Source organism: Pseudogemmobacter sp. TB195 (assembly GCF_058313095.1).
Genome location: NZ_JBZEGG010000020.1, coordinates 62,493 through 82,876, shown reverse-complemented (window position 1 = coordinate 82,876; position 20,384 = coordinate 62,493). Strand labels below are relative to the sequence as shown.

21 protein-coding genes and 1 riboswitch are annotated in these 20,384 nt (G+C 63.9%); of the genes, 7 read left to right on the top strand and 14 right to left on the bottom strand.

What is annotated here, in order from left to right; genetic code table 11:
- Positions 1 to 139: 139 nt before the first annotated feature.
- The 6 genes from gcvH to AC4FS3_RS19525 all read right to left on the bottom strand — a co-directional run bounded on the left by gcvH (position 140) and on the right by AC4FS3_RS19525 (position 6,531).
- A complete protein-coding gene (gene gcvH, locus AC4FS3_RS19550) occupies positions 140 to 499 on the bottom strand; it encodes a glycine cleavage system protein GcvH (RefSeq protein WP_198837982.1) in 360 nt (119 codons plus the stop codon).
- 19 nt (positions 500 to 518) lie between these two features.
- A complete protein-coding gene (gene gcvT, locus AC4FS3_RS19545) occupies positions 519 to 1,640 on the bottom strand; it encodes a glycine cleavage system aminomethyltransferase GcvT (protein WP_491021935.1) in 1,122 nt (373 codons plus the stop codon).
- Positions 1,641 to 1,796: 156 nt separating this feature from the next.
- Positions 1,797 to 1,901, bottom strand: a riboswitch (glycine riboswitch).
- Between the two features lie 113 nt (positions 1,902 to 2,014).
- Positions 2,015 to 3,418, bottom strand: a complete 1,404-nt coding sequence (locus AC4FS3_RS19540; RefSeq protein WP_491021934.1) for an MATE family efflux transporter — start codon at positions 3,416 to 3,418, stop codon at positions 2,015 to 2,017.
- A gap of 115 nt (positions 3,419 to 3,533) precedes the next feature.
- Positions 3,534 to 4,865: a glutamate--tRNA ligase gene (gltX, locus tag AC4FS3_RS19535; RefSeq protein WP_491021933.1), complete on the bottom strand. Its 1,332-nt coding sequence runs from the start codon at positions 4,863 to 4,865 to the stop codon at positions 3,534 to 3,536.
- A gap of 162 nt (positions 4,866 to 5,027) precedes the next feature.
- On the bottom strand, positions 5,028 to 5,969 hold the full coding sequence (locus tag AC4FS3_RS19530; RefSeq protein WP_491021932.1) for an MBL fold metallo-hydrolase: 942 nt from the start codon (positions 5,967 to 5,969) through the stop codon (positions 5,028 to 5,030).
- 151 nt (positions 5,970 to 6,120) lie between these two features.
- Positions 6,121 to 6,531, bottom strand: coding sequence for a metallopeptidase family protein (locus AC4FS3_RS19525; protein ID WP_092895606.1), 411 nt, complete (start codon positions 6,529 to 6,531; stop codon positions 6,121 to 6,123).
- A 112-nt stretch (positions 6,532 to 6,643) separates the two neighbouring features.
- On the opposite strand from AC4FS3_RS19525, the gene polA reads away from it, so the two are divergent.
- Positions 6,644 to 9,460, top strand: a complete 2,817-nt coding sequence (gene polA / locus AC4FS3_RS19520) for a DNA polymerase I (protein WP_491021931.1) — start codon at positions 6,644 to 6,646, stop codon at positions 9,458 to 9,460.
- Positions 9,461 to 9,683: 223 nt separating this feature from the next.
- Here polA and AC4FS3_RS19515 read toward each other — a convergent pair whose 3' ends face one another.
- The 6 genes from AC4FS3_RS19515 to AC4FS3_RS19490 all read right to left on the bottom strand — a co-directional run bounded on the left by AC4FS3_RS19515 (position 9,684) and on the right by AC4FS3_RS19490 (position 13,704).
- Positions 9,684 to 9,869, bottom strand: coding sequence for a zinc-finger domain-containing protein (locus tag AC4FS3_RS19515; RefSeq protein WP_092895602.1), 186 nt, complete (start codon positions 9,867 to 9,869; stop codon positions 9,684 to 9,686).
- Positions 9,870 to 10,001: 132 nt separating this feature from the next.
- Complete coding sequence (ruvB, locus tag AC4FS3_RS19510; RefSeq protein WP_491021930.1) at positions 10,002 to 11,033, bottom strand: Holliday junction branch migration DNA helicase RuvB; 1,032 nt, start codon at positions 11,031 to 11,033, stop codon at positions 10,002 to 10,004.
- A 170-nt stretch (positions 11,034 to 11,203) separates the two neighbouring features.
- The gene (gene htpX / locus AC4FS3_RS19505; protein WP_491021929.1) at positions 11,204 to 12,115 is read right to left on the bottom strand and encodes a zinc metalloprotease HtpX; all 912 of its coding nucleotides are present in this window, start codon (positions 12,113 to 12,115) and stop codon (positions 11,204 to 11,206) included.
- A 60-nt stretch (positions 12,116 to 12,175) separates the two neighbouring features.
- Positions 12,176 to 12,853, bottom strand: a complete 678-nt coding sequence (gene ruvA / locus AC4FS3_RS19500; RefSeq protein WP_491021928.1) for a Holliday junction branch migration protein RuvA — start codon at positions 12,851 to 12,853, stop codon at positions 12,176 to 12,178.
- A gap of 13 nt (positions 12,854 to 12,866) precedes the next feature.
- Entirely contained in the window at positions 12,867 to 13,379 is a 513-nt protein-coding gene (gene ruvC / locus AC4FS3_RS19495) for a crossover junction endodeoxyribonuclease RuvC (protein WP_198837993.1), read from the bottom strand.
- Positions 13,360 to 13,704, bottom strand: a complete 345-nt coding sequence (locus AC4FS3_RS19490; RefSeq protein ID WP_491021927.1) for a hypothetical protein — start codon at positions 13,702 to 13,704, stop codon at positions 13,360 to 13,362. Before AC4FS3_RS19490 ends, ruvC begins: the two co-directional genes overlap by 20 nt.
- Between AC4FS3_RS19490 and AC4FS3_RS19485 the strand changes: the two genes are divergently transcribed.
- On the top strand, positions 13,703 to 13,906 hold the full coding sequence (locus AC4FS3_RS19485) for a DUF1127 domain-containing protein (protein WP_092895596.1): 204 nt from the start codon (positions 13,703 to 13,705) through the stop codon (positions 13,904 to 13,906). The genes AC4FS3_RS19490 and AC4FS3_RS19485 overlap by 2 nt on opposite strands.
- Before the next feature lie 288 nt (positions 13,907 to 14,194).
- Here the strand turns inward: AC4FS3_RS19485 and AC4FS3_RS19480 are convergent, their stop codons facing one another.
- Together AC4FS3_RS19480 and AC4FS3_RS19475 are read right to left on the bottom strand one after the other, a co-directional pair.
- Positions 14,195 to 14,554, bottom strand: coding sequence for a hypothetical protein (locus tag AC4FS3_RS19480; RefSeq protein ID WP_491021926.1), 360 nt, complete (start codon positions 14,552 to 14,554; stop codon positions 14,195 to 14,197).
- A 120-nt stretch (positions 14,555 to 14,674) separates the two neighbouring features.
- Positions 14,675 to 15,547, bottom strand: a complete 873-nt coding sequence (locus AC4FS3_RS19475; protein WP_491021925.1) for a 50S ribosomal protein L11 methyltransferase — start codon at positions 15,545 to 15,547, stop codon at positions 14,675 to 14,677.
- 163 nt (positions 15,548 to 15,710) lie between these two features.
- Here AC4FS3_RS19475 and AC4FS3_RS19470 point away from each other — a divergent pair, with 163 nt between their 5' ends.
- From AC4FS3_RS19470 to upp, 5 genes are read left to right on the top strand one after another with little or no spacing between them, the layout of a single operon-like run.
- Positions 15,711 to 16,130, top strand: a complete 420-nt coding sequence (locus AC4FS3_RS19470) for a cytidine deaminase (protein ID WP_198837997.1) — start codon at positions 15,711 to 15,713, stop codon at positions 16,128 to 16,130.
- Position 16,131: 1 nt separating this feature from the next.
- Positions 16,132 to 17,487 (top strand): thymidine phosphorylase, encoded by a 1,356-nt coding sequence (locus AC4FS3_RS19465; RefSeq protein ID WP_491021924.1) that lies wholly within the window; start codon positions 16,132 to 16,134, stop codon positions 17,485 to 17,487.
- Positions 17,488 to 18,684 carry a phosphopentomutase gene (locus tag AC4FS3_RS19460; protein WP_491021923.1) on the top strand — a complete coding sequence of 399 codons (1,197 nt, stop codon included), beginning with the start codon at positions 17,488 to 17,490 and terminating at the stop codon, positions 18,682 to 18,684.
- A 57-nt stretch (positions 18,685 to 18,741) separates the two neighbouring features.
- The gene (locus AC4FS3_RS19455; protein WP_491021922.1) at positions 18,742 to 19,728 is read left to right on the top strand and encodes an adenosine deaminase; all 987 of its coding nucleotides are present in this window, start codon (positions 18,742 to 18,744) and stop codon (positions 19,726 to 19,728) included.
- Between the two features lie 15 nt (positions 19,729 to 19,743).
- The gene (upp, locus tag AC4FS3_RS19450; RefSeq protein ID WP_198838022.1) at positions 19,744 to 20,379 is read left to right on the top strand and encodes a uracil phosphoribosyltransferase; all 636 of its coding nucleotides are present in this window, start codon (positions 19,744 to 19,746) and stop codon (positions 20,377 to 20,379) included.
- Positions 20,380 to 20,384: the final 5 nt, after the last annotated feature.

Below are 20,384 nucleotides of genomic sequence, written 5' to 3'. Positions count from 1 at the left end.
ACCTCCGGACAGTCGGGCGACGCACCGCGCCCCACTTCATCTGTCCTTAAATATCCCAGGGGGTCCGGGGGACTGGTCCCCCGGCGTTCAGGCAGGTCCGGGGGGCTGCCCCCCGGGGCTCAGCTAACCCTCACCGGCCTCAGCCGATGAAATCCTTATACTCATCCTCATCCATGAACTGATCGACCACCGAGAGATCATCGACCTTCAGCTTAAAGAACCAGGCGCCGCCCAGCGGATCCTCATTCACCAGCCCCGGATTGTCCGAAAGAGCCTCATTCACCTCGACGATCTCGCCCTCGACCGGCGCGAGGATATCCGAGGCCGCCTTAACGCTCTCGATCACCGAAATCTCATCTCCGGCCGCCACCTGTATTCCCGCTTCGGGAAGCTCCACGAACACCACATCGCCAAGCGCTTCAGCCGCATGTTCAGTGATCCCGACCACGATCAGGTCACCCTCGACGCGCAGCCATTCATGTTCCTTGGTGAATTTCATCTTTTCGATCCCCTGGGACTTAACGTTTGTAATGGGTTGGGTGGAAAGGCGTGGCCGCAACCACAACCGGAAGCTTCTTGCCGCGCAGCTCGGCCTCGATGCCGGTGCGGGGGGCCGCAAAGGCGCTCGCAACATAGCCCATGGCAACCGGCGCCTGGACCGAGGGGGCAAAACCGCCCGAGGTGATCGCGCCAATCGGCGTGCCATCCGTCGCAAAGAGTTCCACGCCTTCGCGCATCGGTGCACGACCCTCTGGCCGCAGCCCCACGCGTTTGCGCGAGGGGCCTTCCGCCAGCTCGGCAAGGATCCGCGTCTCGCCCGGGAAACCGCCCGCCCGCGCACCGCCGGCGCGACGTGCCTTCTGGATCGCCCAGCCAAGACCCGCCTCGACCGGGCTCGTGGTCTCGTCAATATCATGGCCGTAAAGGCAAAGCCCCGCCTCAAGCCGCAGACTGTCGCGCGCGCCAAGGCCAATCGGCGCCACGCCGTCCAATGCCAGCAGCGCCCGCGCGAAATCAGGAACCGCGGCCTCCGGCACCGAAATCTCGAACCCGTCCTCGCCGGTATAGCCTGACCGCGAGATCCAGAGCTCACCGAACACTGTCGGGACCGACGCGACATCCATGAACTGCATCGCCGTCACATCCGGCACCAGAACCGCCAGCACCGATTCTGCCGCTGGCCCCTGCAGCGCCAGCAGCGCCCGCCCGGTCTGGATGTCGATCTCGGCCTCATCGGCGAGATGCCGGGTCAGATGTGCGAAATCATGCGCCTTGCGCGCCGCATTCACCACCAGAAGGTAATCCGTCCCGCGATTGGCAAACATCAGATCATCAAGAATGCCGCCGGTCTCGCTGGTGAAAATGCCATAGCGCTGGCGGCTAGGTGCTACGCCCAGCACATCGACCGGCATCAGCCGCTCCAGCGCCAGCCCGAGACTCTCCATCGATCCTTTCGGGCGCAGCACGACCTGGCCCATATGGCTCACATCGAAGAGCCCGGCCGCCGCCCTGACATGCAGATGTTCCGCCATCACCCCGGCCGGATATTGCACCGGCATCTCATAGCCCGCGAAGGGCACCATTTTCCCGCCAAGCTCCAGATGGAGCCCGTGCAACGGAAGGCGCAAAAGGTCGGTCAAACCGCCTCTCCCCTGTCTGTCGGCCGAAAATATCCGGCACCGCTCACGGCAGTTCCCCTGCCGCCCGGTGCCCCCTCTGTCCTTGCCCGCGACTGGGGCGCCTGAGATCGTTATCCCTTCGGCGGGCGCCTCACGCGCCACTCTCCAGAGTCTTCAAGTGCAGTAACGGTCCCTTGCGCCTGAGAGTTTACCGGGGCGGTTGCTCCTTCGGCACCGGACCCGCCCTGTCAGGGGCTGCCCGGATTCTCCCGATCCTGCCCGTTCTGACTAACCCGAGGCTCCCCCATCAGGCAAGTGAAAATCCGTATACGACGGTATTCCCCCGCAAGACGACATGCGTGATACGGCAAGGGCCGGCGAAACTGTGGCCCAGATCAGGCCCGCCGCTCGCCCGGCGCTGCGGCTTCCGCCTCGGGCTGGCTGACCGCGACCGGTGCCGGTGCACCGCGCCCTGTCGGCAGGTTCGGATGCGCAATCGCGAGGCGTGCAAAGACCACCGCCAGAAGACCAAAGGCGACGCCGCCCACCGCCTGCCCGATCAGCACCCCCTGGGCGCCCCAGATCTGTCCGAACCAGATCGCGAAGGGAATCGTGCCCAGGGTATGGCGCCCCCAATTCACCACGGTCGACCAGAACGGCCGGCCAAGATTGTTGCAGACGGCATTCCCCGCAAAGATCAGCCCGTTGAAAAACCACATCAGCGCCAGTGGCCCGCAGAACAGGTAGACGATCTCGCGCGTGAGGCCCTGCGCGTTGAAGAGATCGGCAATCGGTGCGCGCAGCAGGAACAAAAGACCTGAGACCAAAAGGATCACCAGCCCGGTAAAGATCACCGCATCGCGAAACGCCTGTCTGACACGGTCCATCCGCCCCGCGCCGATATTCTGCCCGATGATCGGCCCGATGGCGCCCGCCAGCGCGAAAATCACCCCGAAGGCGACCGGCGTCAGCCGCCCGGCAATCGCCATCCCTGCGACCGCCGCCTCGCCAAATCCCGAGGCCGTGCGGGTCACGAATGCCTGCCCCACCGGCGTCGCCACCTGGGTCAGGATCGCGGGAATACCAATCGCCCAGACCGGCGCCATATCGTGCCATACCTGCCGCAGCGAAGGCCGGTCAAAGCCGCCGTAACGCGTCACAATCGGCCGCACCGCCATGAAAAGGATCACCGCCCGGCTGACCAGCCCGGCCAGCGCCGCACCGGTCAGATCCAGGCCGAAGCCGAAGATGAGCACCGGGTCCAGTGCCGCCGTCACCACCGCGCCCCAGACCGTCGCCATCATCGCGGCCCGCGCATCGCCATGGGCGCGCAACACCGCAGACCCGATCATCCCCAGCATCAGCATCGGCTGCCCTAGGGTCACGATCTGCAGATAATGCACGGCCAGATCATGGGTCTCGCCCTCAGCGCCCAAAAGCCGCACCATCGGCGACAGCAAAAGCCAGACCAGCCCCGCAAACGGCACCCCGAACAGCAACCCGAGCAGCATCCCGGTCGTCGCCTTCTCACGCGCAAGCCGCAGATCCCGCTGCCCGATGGCCCGGCTCACCAGAGCCGAAACCGCGATCGACAGCCCGATCCCGAAAGAGGTGGTAAAGAACAACACCGCCCCGGCATAGCCGACCGCCGCCGCAAGCTCGGACCTGCCGAGCCAGGAAATATAGGCCATATTGATCAGATCGACGACAAAGACCGCCATCAGGCCGATGGAGGATGTCAGCGACATCACCACGATGTGGCGGAAGAGATTTCCCTGAACGAATTTCGCCTCAGCCATCCCTTACCCCCCCTGAGAAAACGGGCCGCGCCTGCTTCCTCCTGATAAAAATACCCCCGGGAGAGGTGCAGGCAGAGCCTGCGACCGGGGGCGGGCAGCCCCCCGCTCCCCGGCGTCAGAGTGCAGGAAGTTTCTGCAAAAGCGGCAGGACATCCGACATATCCGGCCCATGTGCCTGGCCTGTCAGCGCCTTGCGCAGCGGCATGAACAGATCCTTGCCCTTGCGCCCTGTGGCAGTTTTGACCGCGCCGGTCCATTGCCCCCAGGTCTCTTTCGTCCAGGGCCGCGGCGGCAACAGCGCAAGCGCCTCGCGCACGAAATCGCGGTCGGCCTCGTCAATAACCGGCTCTGCCCCTTCCGAGAACAGCTTCCACCAGCCCTCGAGATCCGCCGGCACGGTGATATTGTCTTTGGCCACACTCCAGAACTGCCCGGCCTGGTCTTCCGGCACGCCAAGCGCCAGAATGCGCTCGCGCACCTGATCGAAAGGCCAGGCCTGGACGTAATGCCGGGTCAGCGGGAAAAGATCGGCCGGGTCGAATTTCGTCGGCGCTGCGCCGAAGCTTTCGATGTCGAAACCCTCGGCCAGCTCGTCGATCGAGGCAACCGGCTCCACCGGTTTCGAGGATCCCAGCCGCGCCATCAGCGACAAAAGCGCCATGGGCTCGACGCCCTGCGCGCGCAGATCGCGCAGCGAAAGCGCGCCGAGGCGCTTGGACAGCTCTTCGCCTTTCGGGCCCGAGAGCAGCGAGTGGTGCGCGAATTCGGGCGGCGTGCCACCCATCGCTTCCATGATCTGGATCTGGGTCGCGGTATTGGTCACATGGTCGGCGCCGCGCACGATATGGGTCACGCCCATTTCGACATCATCGACCGAGGAGGCGAAGGTATAAAGCACCTGGCCATCGGCGCGGATCAGCACCGGATCCGAGACCGAGGCCGCGTCGATCGAGATATCGCCGATGATCCCGTCATGCCATTCGATGCGGTTCTGGTTCAGCAGGAAACGCCAGTATCCCACCTTGCCTTCAGCACGGAACGCGGCCTTTTGCTCTTCCGTCAGCCCGAGCGACGCGCGGTCATAGACCGGCGGGCGGCCCATATTCAGCTGTTTCTTGCGCTTGAGGTCCAGCTCGGTCGGGCTTTCAAATGCCTCGTAGAAACGACCGCTTTCGCGCAGCTTTCCGGCGGCCTCGTGATAGCGGTCATAGCGGGCGGATTGCCGCTCGATCCGGTCCCAATGCAGCCCGAGCCAGTCGAGATCCTGTTTCAGCCCGTCGATATACTCCTGTTTCGAGCGCTCCTGGTCGGTATCATCGAGCCGCAGGATGAAGGTCCCGCCGGCCTTGCGGGCGATCAGGTAATTCATCAGCGCGGTGCGCAGATTGCCGACATGGATATAGCCGGTGGGCGACGGGGCAAAGCGGGTGATAACAGGGTTCGACATTTGGGCGGATCCTCGGGCAGGTCAGACGGGGCCTGCGAAGCCCCCGCTTTGTCACAGCCGCCCGGTTTTGTCCAGTTTTCAGCAGGAAAAGAAGGGAGGGGGCCAGCCCCCTCGCCCGTTCCGGGCTCACCCCCGGGATATTTTCAGACAGATGAAAGCGGATCAGGATTCGAAAGCGAGCTGGTAGCTGTGGGGGACGAAGCGGAAGCCTGTGCCTTTCGGCTCGGCATAGCCAAGGCCCGGGAACGGCATGTGATAGCCGATGAAGGGCAGACGGTCGGCGGCGATCATGCCGAAGATGCGCTTGCGGGTGGCGGCGGCCTCGGTCTTGTCGAGATCGAACCGGACCTCCCAGTCTGGGTTTTCCAGGGACCAGACATAGTGATTTGCAGTATCGGCGGTGAGAACCAGCAGCTTACCCTCGCTCTCGATCATCCAGGCCATATGGCCGGGGGTATGACCATAGGCGGCGAGCGCGGTGATGCCGGGCGCGGCCTCGCCTCCGTCGGTCACGAACCTCGTCAGATCGCGCAGAGGTCGGACCTTTTTCTCGAAGCCTTCATTCTCCTGGCCGGCCCAGTAGTCATATTCGATCTGCGAGGTGATGTAGCGCGCGCGCGGGAAAACCGGCGTGGCGCCATCCGACATAGTCAGCCCGCCGATATGGTCGGCATGCATATGGGTCAGCACCACCGCATCCACCTGTTGCGGCGAGACGCCCGCCTGGCCGAGCGCCGCCAGCACGCCTTCGGCCGCGAGCCCGGTGTCAAAGAGGATCAGTTCCTTGCCGGTATTAACGAGGACCGGCGTGAAGAAGTTCACGGCGCGGTCGACAGGGATAAACGCCGCCTGCGACGAGGCGGCGAAATCCGCGTCGCTGACATTCAGCCCGAAAGTGCCTTTCGGATTGGAATTCTCACCCGTACCGGCAAGGAGCGTCGTCACCTCGAACGCGCCATGGCGGAAGCGGCGGAAGAGCCCGCCTCCGGCGCCCTGCAATTCGGCCTGGGCGCTGGCTTTTTGCGGCATTCCGGCAGTTGCGGCGGCGGCAAAAGGCAGGGCGGCAGTGGCGAAAAGGGCGTGGCGGCGGGTCAGTCCTGACATTCGGATTTCCTCTGGGCGGATCGGCGGATGGCGGCCCCGGCCGATGCGCAGGCATCAGAGAAACGCATCGGGCGGGCGGCCCGCAGAAGATAGCCGCCCCATGTGACAGAGGCACATCACAGTCCCGTCAGGCGGGCGGCTCTCGGCGGGATCATTCCCACCAGCGGTCGACCTCGGAGATTTCCGCATCGGACCAGCCGAAATGATGCGCCAGTTCATGGATTACCACATGGCTGACCAGTTCCTGGAGCGAGACATTGCCGCGCTCGGCCCATTCGTCAAGGATCGGGCGGCGGAACAGCCAGACCATATCCGGATGCAGCGCCTGATCCGAAACCGATTTCTCGGTCAGGGGAATGCCCTCATAAAGGCCGGTCAGCTCGAACGGATCATTGAGATCCATCGCCTCGAGCATCTCTTCAGGCGCGAAATCCTCGACCCGGAGCACGACATGGGTCGCGGGCAGTCGCCAGGGTTCCGGCAGGGTCGCGACCGCCTCGCGGGCGAGGCTTTCGATCAGGTCAAGCGAAGGGGCGATGGCATCGGGCGAGGGATTTGTCATATGCCCAGACTAGCCCCGCTGCCCACGCGGGAAAAGGCCAAAGCCTCCGCCCGGCTGGACCGCGCCGCCGGTCTCTGCCATATCTGCCGCCTGACAGAACGGGGAGCATGACATGACGTTCGGTAAAGGCCATCACCTGCATCTGATCGACGGCTCGGCCTATATTTTCCGGGCCTATCATGCGCTGCCGCCTCTGACGAAATCCGATGGCACGCCGGTCGGCGCGGTGCAGGGGTTCTCGAATATCCTCTGGGGCGAAATCACGAAAGAGCGCTCTTCCGGCGCCGCCACCCATATCGCCGTGGTGTTTGACCATTCGTCAAAGACCTTCCGCAACGATATCTACCCCGACTATAAGGCGAACCGTCCGCCGCCGCCCGAGGATCTGCGCCCCCAGTTCCCGCTGACGCGCGAGGCGACGCGCGCCTTCAATGTCGCCTGTATCGAACAGGAGGGGTTTGAGGCCGATGACATCATTGCGACCCTCGCGCGGCTTGCCGTCGAGGCCGGGGGATCGGCCACGATCATTTCGTCCGACAAGGATCTGATGCAGCTGGTGCGCCCAGGTGTCGATATTCTGGAGCCGATGAAGAACCGCCAGATCGGCCCGGATGAGGTGTTCGAGAAATTCGGCGTCGGACCGGACCGGGTGATCGATGTCCAGGCGCTGGCCGGGGATGCGGTCGATAATGTGCCAGGCGCGCCGGGGATCGGGCTGAAAACGGCGGCTTTGCTGATCAATGAATATGGCTCGCTGGAAGAGCTGCTCGACCGCGCGAGCGAGATCAAACAGCCCAAACGGCGCGAGACATTGATCGACAACCGCGCCCAGATCCTGACCTCGAAACAGCTTGTCTCGCTTGATGCCGATGTGCCGCTGGAGGTGACGCTGGATCAGCTGGAAGTGCTGAAGCCCGATGCCGAAAAGCTGCTGGGCTTTCTGACCCATATGGAGTTTCGCGGTCTGTCGCGCCGGGTGGCCGAAAAGCTGAAGGTCGAGGTGCCGGTGATTGAGGCGGCGAAACCCGCCGCCGCCGTCGCGACCGAGGTGGAGGTGCCCGCGATCAGTGAGGCGGGTTACGTCACCATCACCGATCATGCCACGCTGGATGCCTGGATCGCGCGCATCCGCGAGATCGGCCATGTCGCGGTCGATACCGAGACCACCTCGCTGGATGAGATGCAGGCGGATCTGGTGGGGATCTCGCTTTCCGTCGATACCGGCATTGCCGCCTATATCCCGCTGGCGCATGTGAAGGGCGGTGATGATCTCTTCGGTGCGGCCGAGCGGGTGGCGGGCCAGCTGGATCCGGCTGAGGTGCTGGCAAAGCTGAAACCGGTGCTGGAGGATCCGTCGATCCTGAAAATCGGCCAGAATATCAAATATGACTGGAAGATTTTCGCGCGTCAGCATCCGTCAATCCGGATCGCGCCCTTCGACGATACGATGCTGATGAGCTATGCGATGTTCGCCGGCCTCAACAATCACGGCATGGATGAGCTTTCCGAGAAATATCTTGGTCACCACACCAAACCGATCAAGGATCTGATCGGTACCGGCAAATCTCAGGTGACCTTCGACAAGGTCGAGATCGCGGCAGCATCGGCCTATGCGGCGGAAGATGCCGATGTGACCTTGCGGTTCTGGCAGCAGTTCAGGCCGCGCCTGCACCGCGAAAAGGTTACCACCGTCTATGAGACGCTGGAACGCCCGCTGGTCACGGTGCTGGCGGAAATGGAGATGGCCGGGGTCAAAGTCGACCGCGATACGCTGTCGCGCATGTCGAATGCTTTCGCGCAAAAGCTCGCGCAATATGAAGACGAGATCGTTGAAATCGCGGGCGAAAAATTCAACCCCGGCTCCCCGAAACAGCTGGGGGAAGTGCTCTTTGACCGTCTTGGCGTTCCGGGCGGCGAAAAGGGCAAGACTGGCGCCTATGGCACCGGCGCCGATATCCTCGAAGACATCACCACGCTGGAAGACAGCCATCCGCAGGGCGCGAAGCTGGCGGCAAAGATCCTGGACTGGCGCCAGATCGCCAAACTGAAATCAACCTATACCGATGCGCTGCAACAGGCGATCAACCCGGAAACCGGGCGGGTGCATACTTCTTACTCGATTGCGGGCGCCAATACCGGGCGCCTCGCCTCGACCGATCCGAACCTGCAAAACATCCCCGTTCGCACCGAAGAAGGCCGCCGCATCCGCGAAGCCTTTGTGGCCCCAGAAGGCCGGGTGCTGGTCTCGCTCGACTATTCCCAGATCGAGCTCAGGATCCTCGCCCATATCGCCGATATCCCGGCGCTGAAACAGGCGTTCAAAGACGGGCTCGACATCCACGCGATGACCGCCTCCGAGATGTTCGGCGTGCCGGTCGAAGGCATGGATCCGATGATCCGCCGCCAGGCGAAAGCGATCAATTTCGGGGTGATCTACGGGATTTCGGGCTTTGGTCTGGCGCGCAACCTCCGCATTCCCCGCGCCGAGGCCCAGGGCTTCATCGACCGCTATTTCGAACGCTTCCCCGGCATCCGCGCCTATATGGACGAGACCATCGACTTCGCGAAAAAGCATGAATTCGTGCAGACCCTGTTCGGGCGCCGCATCAACACACCGCAGATCAACGCCAAAGGCCCGGGCGCTGGTTTCGCCAAACGCGCCGCGATCAACGCGCCGATCCAGGGCACCGCTGCCGATGTGATCCGCCGCGCCATGATCCGGATGCCGGCCGCGATTGCGGGCATCGACGCGCGGATGCTCCTCCAGGTGCATGACGAGCTTTTGTTCGAGGTGGCGGAAGCTGAGGCAGACCGTCTGATTGCGGTTGCGAAAGAGGTGATGGAAACCGCCTCTGACCCGGCGGTGAAGCTGGATGTGCGCCTTGTCGTCGAAGCGGGCACCGGCCGCAACTGGGCTGAGGCGCATTGAGCCCCCCGATCCCCGCGTTGCGCGGCGCAAAGCGCACTGCGCGGGGATCATGTCTGCGAAACGCGCCCGTTGCAGCGCGATCTCCCCGGGAAAACGCTGCACGAAATGGCTGGCGGCCAAAGGTATAAAAATCAATCAGCGCAAGCAGACCTCTCCGTTGCGGAGACGGACGGAAAACTGCATCGCTGGTCTGCGAAATGAAGGCCGGGGTTAGCGGGCTTTTTCAGTGATCGTCATGCGCATGGGCACGGTCGATCTCGAACCGGCGGTCGCAATAGCCGCATTCGACAAAGCCGCTGTCCTGCGGGATCGCAAGCCAGACGCGCGGATGACCCAGAGCGCCCTCGCCGCCGTCGCAGGCCACTTTCCAGGTGGTGACGATCTTGGTGTCCGGGGCTGGCAGGGTCATAGCGGGCATCCTTGGGGGCTTAACGTCTGTGCGCCTATATTACCCATATGGCCCCACCGGGTGCAAGAAGCCCCGGCGCAGCAGCCAGCGCCCGGCGTCTTAAGTCTGAATATTTATCCCAGAGTGCGGAGATCAGTCCTGGAAGAAATCACTCTGCCCCTGAGGCGGGCGCGGGGCCACGAGCCCGAGATGGCGCCAGGCTTTGGCGGCAAGCATCCGCCCGCGCGGGGTGCGCTGAATCAGACCCTGTTGCAGCAGATAGGGCTCGATCACCTCTTCCAGCGCGTCGCGCGGCTCTGACAGCGCGGCGGCAATGGTCTCCACGCCGACCGGGCCGCCGCCGTAATTCTCGGCAAGCAGCGAGAGGTAGCGGCGGTCGGCCCCATCGAGCCCGATCGTGTCAACGCCAAGCCGGGTCAAAGCGCGATCGGCAAGCTCGCGGCTGATGCGGCCGCCGGCCTCGACCAGCGCGAAATCGACCACCCGGCGCAAAAGACGGCCGGCGATACGGGGCGTGCCACGCGCACGCCGCGCGATCTCGCGGCAGCCCGGCTCGTCGGCCTCGATGCCAAGCAGGCCCGCGCCGCGCGAGACGATGCGAAACAGTTCATCCTCGGTATAGAATTGCAGCCGGGTCGGGATGCCGAACCGGTCGCGCAGGGGGGTGGTCAGGAGGCCAAGGCGCGTGGTGGCGCCGACCAGAGTGAAAGGCTGCAGGTCAATCCGGACCGTGCGCGCCGCCGGCCCCTCGCCGATCACCAGATCCAGCGCGAAATCCTCCATCGCAGGATAAAGCACTTCTTCGACGATCGGGGACAGCCGGTGGATCTCGTCGATGAACAGCACATCGCGCGGCTCGAGATTGGTGAGGATGGCGGCAAGATCGCCTGGACGCGCCAGTACGGGCCCCGAGGTCATGCGAAATCCCACGCCCAGTTCGCGTGCCATGATCTGCGCCAGGGTGGTTTTGCCAAGGCCAGGCGGGCCATGGAACAAGGTGTGATCCATCGCCTCGCCGCGCATTTTCGCGCTTTCGATGAAGACGCGCAGATTGGCGCGGGCCTCGGCCTGGCCGGTAAAATCCTCCAATGCCTGAGGGCGCAGCGCGCGGTCACTGTCTTCGGGCAGGCGGTCAGGGCGAAGCGAGGGGTCGGGCTGGGTCATGGGCGGAACAATCCCCGAACGGCGCGCGCTTTGCAAGCCGCCGGAAGAGGCAAATCCGGGCAGCTTGTCGTGCCCTGCGGCGCGATGCCTCCGGCAGAAGCATTTAAGTCAGAGGGCGTTCATTTTCCCCTGATCCAGTTACTCAACTGAAGCCGGAAGGAGGCGCGCTCTCAGCCCCATGGGTCCTGGCGGATCTTGCGCCCGGATTTCGGAACGGAACTGCGGCCGATATTGCCCTCCTGACGGGTCGGGCGCAGCTCCATCAGGGCCGCGATCCGGTTTTCCGTCGCGGGATGCGTGGAAAAGAGGTTATCGGCGCCGCGCCCGTTCAGCGGGTTGATGATGAACATATGGGCCAGCGCCGGATCCTTCTCGGCCTGGACATTCATCCGCCCCCGCGCCAGCCCGTCGATCTTGCGCAGCGCAGAGGCGAGCCAGTCCGGACGACCGCAGATTTCGGCACCAAGCCGGTCCGCCTCATACTCCCGGCTGCGCGAGATGGCCATTTGCACGATCCCCGCCGCCATCGGCGCGAGGATCATCAGCGCAATCGTTCCGATCATGCCACCAGGGCGCTCGCGGTCGGAATTACCGAAGAACATGCCGAAATTCGCAAGCATCGCGATGGCACCGGCGAAGGTCGCGGTCACTGTCATCGTCAGGGTGTCGCGGTTTTTGATATGTGCCAGCTCATGCGCCATCACCGCCGCGATCTCTTCGCGTGAAAGGCTGTTCAACAGGCCCGTCGTTGCCGCCACTGCGGCATTCTCCGGGTTGCGCCCGGTGGCAAAGGCATTGGGTTGCGCGGTCTCCATAATATAGACCTTCGGGCGCGGCATCCCGGCGGCATCCGCCAGCTGGTACACCATGCCCACCAGATCCGGGGCGGAGCGCTCATCCACCGCCCGGGCTCCGGTCATCCGCAAGACCGATTTGTCGGAATTCCAATATGTATAAAGGTTCATCGCCGCCGCGATCAAAAGCGCGACAACGGCGCCGGTGGCGCCTCCGAGCAACGCGCCCAGCCCCATAAACAGCGCTGTCAAAGCAGCCATCAGGACGAAAGTGCGGATATTTCCCATCGGTCTGCGGTCTCCTTCTCTCAAAGATATGGAGAACGGCCGGTCCGCATCAAGCCCCGCTTAACGCGGCGCGAGAAGTTTCAGGGCCAGCCGGATCAGCGCCGCCGTATCTGCTTCGGGGTTTTCGCCCGAGACCCGCGCCACGGCCTCGGCCGCATCCGACGTCCCGTAACCGAGATTGGCCAGCGCCGAGAGCGCATCGGCGGTATAAGCGGCGCGGATCGCCCCTTCGGACGGGGGTTTCGGCTTTGCGGCTTTGCGCGGCGCAGGCACGGCTTCGGGTTCTTCCAGAACCGGTGCATCGCCATGAGCGAGACCGGCGCCACGCGCCATGAGAGATGGCGCTTTCGATTTCAGTTCGAGGATCACGCGCTGCGCCAGTTTCGGACCAACCCCGGGCGCCGCCTGCACCGCCCGCGCATCCCCCAGCGTGATCGCCCGCGCGGCCCCCTCGGCCCCGAGCGCACCGAGGATCGCCATCGAGGCCTTGGCGCCCACCCCCTGCACCGTCATCAGAAGCTTATGCCATTCCTTTTCCATCATGGTCGGAAAGCCGAAGAGCTGCAAAAGATCCTCGCGCACGAGAAGATCGGTATACAGCGCCACCATCTCGCCCTCGGGCGGCAGGCCCGCCAGCGTGCGGTCAGAGACATGAACAATATAGCCCACGCCCCGGCAATCGATCAGCACCGTGTCGATCCCCTTCCAGTCCAGCCGCCCCGAAATCTTTCCGATCATCCCCCAAATCCTTTCAACCGGCAGCCCGCTTCACGGCCGCCTGCAACCGGCCAGCGCTTTGCGTGTGATGGGCGTGGCAGATCGCGATCGCAAGCGCATCCGCCGCATCCGGCCCCGCCACCTTCGCGCCCGGCAAATGCAGCCGCACCATATGATCCACCTGTTGTTTAGCGGCATGGCCGACCCCGACCACCGTTTTTTTCACCGCATTTGGCGCATATTCCCCGACCTCCAGCCCGAATTGCGCCGGAACCAGCAATGCGATCCCCCGCGCCTGGCCGAGCTTCAGCGTCGCGACCGCGTCTTTATTGACGAAGGTATGTTCGACAGCCGCCGTTTCCGGCTGCCAGTCCTGAAACACCCGGGTCAGCTGGAAATGCAGCGAGGCGAGGCGACGCGCGAGGTCACCCGTCGTTGCATCCGAGTGGCAGATGCCATTCGCGACATGGGTCAGGCGCGATCCCGCGACATCAATCACCCCCCAGCCAAGGTTCCTGAGCCCCGGATCAATGCCGATTACGCGCATCACTGCCCTCTTTTTGCTTTTGAACCGTACTAGCACGAAAAGAGAACATCCGCCAATCGCGTTCTTTCTGCCTGGAGTTCCCGGGCACAGATCCGGTTTCGGGGCTGAAAGCGACACCCGGCGTCATACTGCCGACAGAATGCTGCAAGTGCAGCATCAGACCTGCGAGAATCATGGCAGATTTGCGTCCTGAGCCATGCAATAACTGCATTGCGGGCTTGCTGGCGCATGGCTTGCTTTGCACATGCAGCACGTTTATCTGGCTGCACGAGGCGATGATCGCCCGCAAAACAGTCAGTTTAAAAAGATAAGGAAACAGTCCCATGGCCGCCATCGAAACGAGCCGCCCTGCGCCGTTCGGCGCCATCACGACGTATCGCGCCGTAAACGGCTTTGGTGGCATTTTTGCTGCCTTCAAAGCCTGGAACGACGCACGCGTCACCCGGAAGGCCCTGTCGAAGCTCTCGGATCGCGAGCTTGACGATATCGGCCTGTGCCGCGGTGACATCGAGATGCTGGGTCGCTGAGGTCACTCCTCAGTCTCCCTGACCGAACGGGTCACAGGACAAGTAAGGGACCGTCTCGCGACAGAAGTCGCAGGCGGTCCTTCTGCTTTTCAGGGCCCTTGTTTTCTTTCTCCACGCCAGTCTGATACCAGTGCCTTTCGCCCATGCCTGATGCGCCTGGCTGCTCCACGAGTGAGAAAACCGCCACGCGGCATCGGCCGGGGCGGTCTCGCGCAGAACAGTATACGGAAGATCAGACGACAGCGACCAGCTGGTACGGAACCTGGGCGCGCAGCCGCGAGGCCTGGATTACTGGCGCTGTGCCGGGAACACTTCGCCCAGGAAAGAGGCCACCAGCTTAGTTACCGGATCGGCGGACATGATTTTCGCCGCGATCGGGTCGAAATCGCTGCCGGTCGCGAGATCTGCCACGCGCTGCTCATAAACCTCGTCGCCAACATAAAAATAGATGGCGCCTTTCATGATCCAGCCAATCATGAGCAGGACCAATACCGCCCGGATCGTCCTGCCAAATGTACGCTCGCGCTGCCAGGTCGACGACCGGCCCATAGTGCCTTTGGCCTCGAAACCGTAGCCCTTGCGATGGGCCTTTTCGATCCGGCGCAGACGCCCGGAGAATGTTTTGTAATTCGGGTCAGCCAAAGTCATGACCAGCTACTCCCATGGCCCCCGCCATAAGGAATTCATGCGTTTTAAATATGGCGGAATTGGGGCAATTGCCCCGAACACCTTCAAATCATTGCAATTTTTATTTGCATTTTCAGGTGTTTACACACGCTCCATGATCAATGCCGACCATTCACCCAGATCGTTTCTGTGTTGCAAACGAAACCGCGAAGCCACGTAACTTTCAACGATGCTTTCCGCCTGAACGACCAGCAGGCCGGAAAGAATCACCTTCGATCCCGGCTTTGTCATTTTCGACATGACCGGTGCCAGTTCGACCAGCGGCCCTTTCAGGATATTGGCAAAGACCAGATCCCAGGGCGCCTCGTCGCGCAGCCTGCGGTGATCGAACCCGGCGGCCTCGACGCAGTCGATCCGGCCCTCCAGATCATTGATCGCCACATTGGCCCTGGCAACATCCACCGCCACCGGGTCGATATCCGAGGCAATCACCAGCGCATCGGGCAGCATTTTCGCGGCTGCCATCGCCAGCACCGCCGTGCCCGCGCCGATATCGGCGACTTTGGCGGGGCGATAGCCCTCTTCGTAAAGCTTGTCGAACGCCAGAAGGCAGCCCAGCGTGGTGCCGTGATGGCCAGTGCCAAAGGCCATGGTCGCCTCGATCTGCAGCGCGACGCGGCCCTCGGGCACTTTATCTGCATCGTGGCTGCCAAACACAAAGAAACGCCCGGCATCGACCGGATGCAGCTCGCGCTGCACTTTGGCGACCCAGTCGACCTCGGGAAGCTCGGAAATCAGGAAGCTTTTCGCGCCATAGGCGGCGGCGAGGATATCCAGCACTATGTCATCGGGCACTTCGGTATAATAGGCACCCACCTCCCAGAGGCCGGACCCGTCCTCGACCTCGAAAACGCCGACGCCATAGGGCTCGGGCTCCTGGTCCTCGATCGCTTCGCCAAGCGCGCGGGCGGCCTCTTCGCCGGTAAGCGTCGTCAGAGCGGACCAGGTTGGCATGGTGTTTTCTCCGGATCTGGGGTTGATCTGGTCCTAGACCCCGCCCCCGTCAGGGTCAACCTGCCATGGTCAGGCTGTGCCGCCCACGGCGCCCGTCAGATCAGCGCGCTTGCGGCGCCAGCGCCTTCGCGCCAGGGTTGGCTGGCATATCCCGGAGTAACCGATGCCGAATGAGAGCCTGCGCGCGCCCGCAACCCGCATCCGCGATCATGCCTATGCGCCCTATTCGGGCTTTAAGGTCGGGGTGGCACTGCGCACGACCAGCGGCGCCGTGTTTACCGGTGTCAATGTCGAGAACATCGCCTATCCCGAAGGCACCTGCGCCGAGGCCGGCGCCATCGCCGCCATGTGCGCCGCCGGCGAGCGCCGGATCGCCGGCCTCCTGGTCATCGCCGACAGCCCCGAACCGGTGCCCTGTTGCGGTGGCTGCCGTCAGAAAATCGCCGAATTCGCTGCCCCTGACGTGGTCGTGACACTCGCCACCACCGAGGGCAAGACCCTGAACATGACCGTGGCCGAGCTGTTGCCCGGCGCTTTCGGCGCAGCACATATGGCCCGCGCCGAAAGCGGCGGGGCCGCCTGAGATGGAGCCCGCCCGCGTCATCGCGACCCTCCGCGACGGCAATACCCCCGATGAGGAAGACCTGCGCGGCTTCGCGCTCGGACTTGCCAGCGGCGCGGTCTCTGACGCCCAGGCGGGAGCTTTCGCGATGGCGGTGCTTTTGCGCGGTCTGTCGGATGAAGGGCGCGTCGCGCTGACGGAAGGCATGCGTGACAGCGGGCGCAGGTTGCGCTGGTCGCTGCCCGGCCCTGTGGTGGACAAGCATTCGACCGGCGGCATCGGCGATTGCATTTCGCTTTTGCTGGCGCCGGCGCTGGCCGCCTGTGACGCCTGGGTTCCGATGGTCTCGGGGCGCGGACTGGGCTTTACCGGCGGCACGCTTGATAAACTCGAGGCGATCCCGGGGCTGCGCACCGCTTTGCCCGAGGCCGAGATGCAGCTTCAGGTCTCGCGGATCGGCTGCGCGATCGTCGCGGCGGGCGAGGCACTGGCCCCGGCGGACCGCCGGCTTTACGCGATCCGCGACGTCACCGGCACGGTCGAAAGCATCGACCTGATTACCGCCTCGATCCTGTCGAAAAAGCTCGCGGCCGGGGTGGGGGCGCTGGTGCTTGACGTGAAATGCGGCTCGGGGGCCTTTATGAAGACCCTGGAAGATGCCGAAAGGCTGGCGCGGGCCCTGGTGAGCGTGGCGCAGGGCGCGGGCTGTCAGGCGCGGGCGCTGATCACCGATATGGATCAGCCGCTTGCGACCGCCGCCGGCAATGCGCTGGAGGTGATCGAGGTGATGGAAACGCTGACTGGCACTTCGGTCAATTCCGACCTGCGGCTGTTGACCGGCGATCTGGGCGGCGAGGCGCTGGCGCTGGCGGGACTGGCCACTGATGCACAGGCGGGGGCCGCGAAGATCCTTGCAGCCCTGGATTCCGGCCGGGCGGCAGAGATCTTTGGCCGTATGGTCGCAGCCCAGGGCGGGCCTTCGGATTTTGTCGAACGCTGGCCTGACCGCCTGCCCTCGGCCCCGGTGGTGATGGAAGTGCCACCGCCCGCCGGTCTGACAGATGGCGGTATCATCACCGCGATTGACGGCGAGGCGCTTGGCCATGTGGTGGTGGCGCTTGGTGGCGGCAGAACGCGCGAGGGGGCGCGGATCAACCCCTCGGTCGGGCTTTCCGATCTGGCGGCGCCGGGCGAAGATGTGGCGGATGGCGCGCCGCTGGCCATGGTCCATGCCAGCAGCATCGAAAGCGCTGAGGCCGCAGTGGCCGCAGTGCAGCGCGCCTACCGGATCTCGGATCCGGCGGGCTTTGCGCAGGATCGCATGGCCGGCGGCTGCACGCCTGGCGACGGGCCGCTTGTGCTGAAAAGGATCGGCTGAATGGCGCGCGCCTTTCTGATCGTGCTGGATTCCGTCGGCTGCGGTGGTGCCCCTGATGCGGCAGCTTTTGGCGATGAAGGCGCGAATACGCTCCTCCATATCGCCCGCGCCTGTGCGGCAGGGACAGCGGATCAGGGCCGTAAAGGCCCGCTCTCTTTGCCCAATCTTGACCGGCTGGGCCTTGGCGCGGCAATTCGGCTGGCCTCGGGCGCAGCGGCGCCAGGGCTCGGGGCCACGCCCGAGGGCCTTTGGGGCGCGGCTGAGGAAGTCTCGAACGGCAAGGACACGCCTTCGGGCCATTGGGAGCTCGCGGGCGTGCCCGTTCCATGGGACTGGACGCTTTTCCCCGATGAGACCCCCGCCTTTCCGCCGGATCTGGTGGCCGAGGTCTGCCGGCTCGCCGGAACCGGGGGGATCCTGGGAAACTGCCATGCCTCGGGCCTGCCAGTGATCCGGCGCTTTTGCGAGGATCACAAACGCAGCGGCTGGCCGATCTGCTATACTTCGGCCGACAGCGTGGTCCAGATCGCGGCGCATGAGGACTGGTTCGGGCTGGACCGGCTGCTGGCCCTCTGTGCAGCGCTTGCGCCCTCTCTGCATGCGCGCCGGGTTGGCCGGGTGATCGCGCGGCCCTTTACCGGAGATTGCGACGCGTTTCACCGCACCGCCAACCGGCGTGATTATGCGCATCTGCCCCCGGCCCCGACGCTGCCGGAACATGTGATGGCTGCGGGCGGCATGGTGCACGGGATCGGCAAGATCGGCGATATTTTCTCGATGCGGGGGATCGGGAAACTCTGGAAGGGCCAGTCCGATGCCGATCTCTTTGACCATCTGGTCCGGCTGGGCGGTGAGGCCGAAGACGGCGCCCTGGTATTCGCGAATCTCGTTGAATTCGATACGCTTTACGGCCATCCCCGCGATGTTGCGGGCTATGCGCGGGCCCTGGAAAGCTTTGACGCCGCCCTGCCCCGCTTTCTCGACCGGCTTGGGCCCGGAGATCTGGCGATCTTTACCGCCGATCATGGCAATGACCCGACCTGGCCCGGTACGGAACATACACGAGAACGGGTGCCGGTGCTGGGCTATGGCGCGGGTCGGCGCGGGATCGGGCTCCGGGCCTTTACGGATGTGGGGGCAAGTGTGGCGGCGCATCTGGGCGTGGCATTGCCCGGGCCCGGGCGGTCGTTTTTGTGAGGCGTTGGGCCGGGGGCCAGCCCCCGGAGCCCCCGGGATATTTAAGGACAGATGAATATGAGCGAATTTGCAGAGCTGCCGAAGGTGGAGTTGCATCTGCATCTGGAAGGGGCGGCGCCGGCCTCTTTCATCCGGGGGCTGGCCGCGGAAAAGCGCGAGGATATTTCCGGGATTTTTGGCGCGGATGGTGGCTATGCCTGGCGCGATTTTCCGCATTTCCTGAAGGTCTGTGAGGCGGCTGCTTCGGTATTGCGCCGGCCCGGAGATTACCACCGGCTGATGCTTGCCGTGGCGAAGCAGAGCGCTGCTTCGGGAGTGATCTATAGTGAGGTTTTCATCTCGCCCGATCTTTGTGGCGGTGGCGATGCGGCGGCATTCGCTGATTACATCGCGGCAATCCGCGAGGCAGCCGCCGCCGCCGAAGCGGGGTTTGGCGTCACATTCCGTGGCATCGCCACCGCGATCCGGCATTTTGGGCCGGAGCGTGCGAAACGCGCGGCGCTGGCGGCGGCAGAGGTGGCGGGGGGGTTCATCACCGGCTTTGGCATGGGGGGTGATGAGAGCGTGCTCGACCCCGGTGATTTCGCCTGGGGCTTTGACTGCGCCCGTGAGGCCGGGCTGTGCCTGAGCGTCCATGCCGGCGAATGGCGCGGCCCGGAGGCGATCCGCGAAACGCTGCGCGCGCTGAGACCTGCGCGGATCGGGCATGGCGTGCGCGCCATCGAAGATCTCGCGCTGGTGGAGGAACTGGCGGAACAGGGCATCGTATTGGAGGTCTGCCCGCTTTCGAATACCGCGTTCGGGCTTTACCCCGATATGCGCCACCATCCCGTCAGCGAGCTGGACCGGCGCGGCGTGAAGGTGACGATCTCGACCGCTGCCCCGCCGTTCTTTCACAGCAGCATGGTGCGCGAATATGAAGAATTGCACCGCGCCTTCGACTGGGATGAGGGGCAGTTCCGCAAACTGGGCCTTCAGGCGCTTGACGCCGCTTTCTGTGATGCGGATACGAAGAAGAGATTAGCCAAAAAGCTGGAGGCCTGACCCATGTCGGATATTCTGACCCCGAACCACCTGACGGTCGTCACCCATCCGCTGGTTCAGCACAAGCTTACGATCATGCGCGACAAGGACACTTCGACCGCGAGTTTCCGCAAATTGCTGCGCGAGATCAGCCTGTTGCTGGCCTATGAGGTGACGCGTGGCCTGCCGATGACGACGCGCCGCATCGAGACGCCGATCGAGCCAATGGATGCCCCGGCGATCGAAGGCAAGAAGCTTGCCCTGATCTCGATTCTGCGCGCCGGGAACGGGCTGCTCGACGGTATCCTCGAGCTGATTCCCGCCGCCCGCGTCGGTTTTATCGGCATGTATCGCGACCCTGAAACGCTGCAGCCGGTGCAATATTACTGCAAATTGCCCGAACATATGGAAGAGCGCATCTCTATCGTCGTCGATCCGATGCTGGCGACTGGCAATTCCTCGGCAGCGGCGGTGGATCTGCTGAAACAGTCGGGGGCGAAGAATATCCGTTTCCTGTGCCTGCTGGCCTCGCCCGAGGGAATCGCCAAGATGAAAGAGGCGCATCCCGATGTGCCCATCGTCACGGCGGCGGTTGACCGGCAGCTTGACGATCACGGCTATATCGTGCCCGGGCTTGGCGATGCCGGGGACCGGATGTTCGGTACGAAATGACCCAG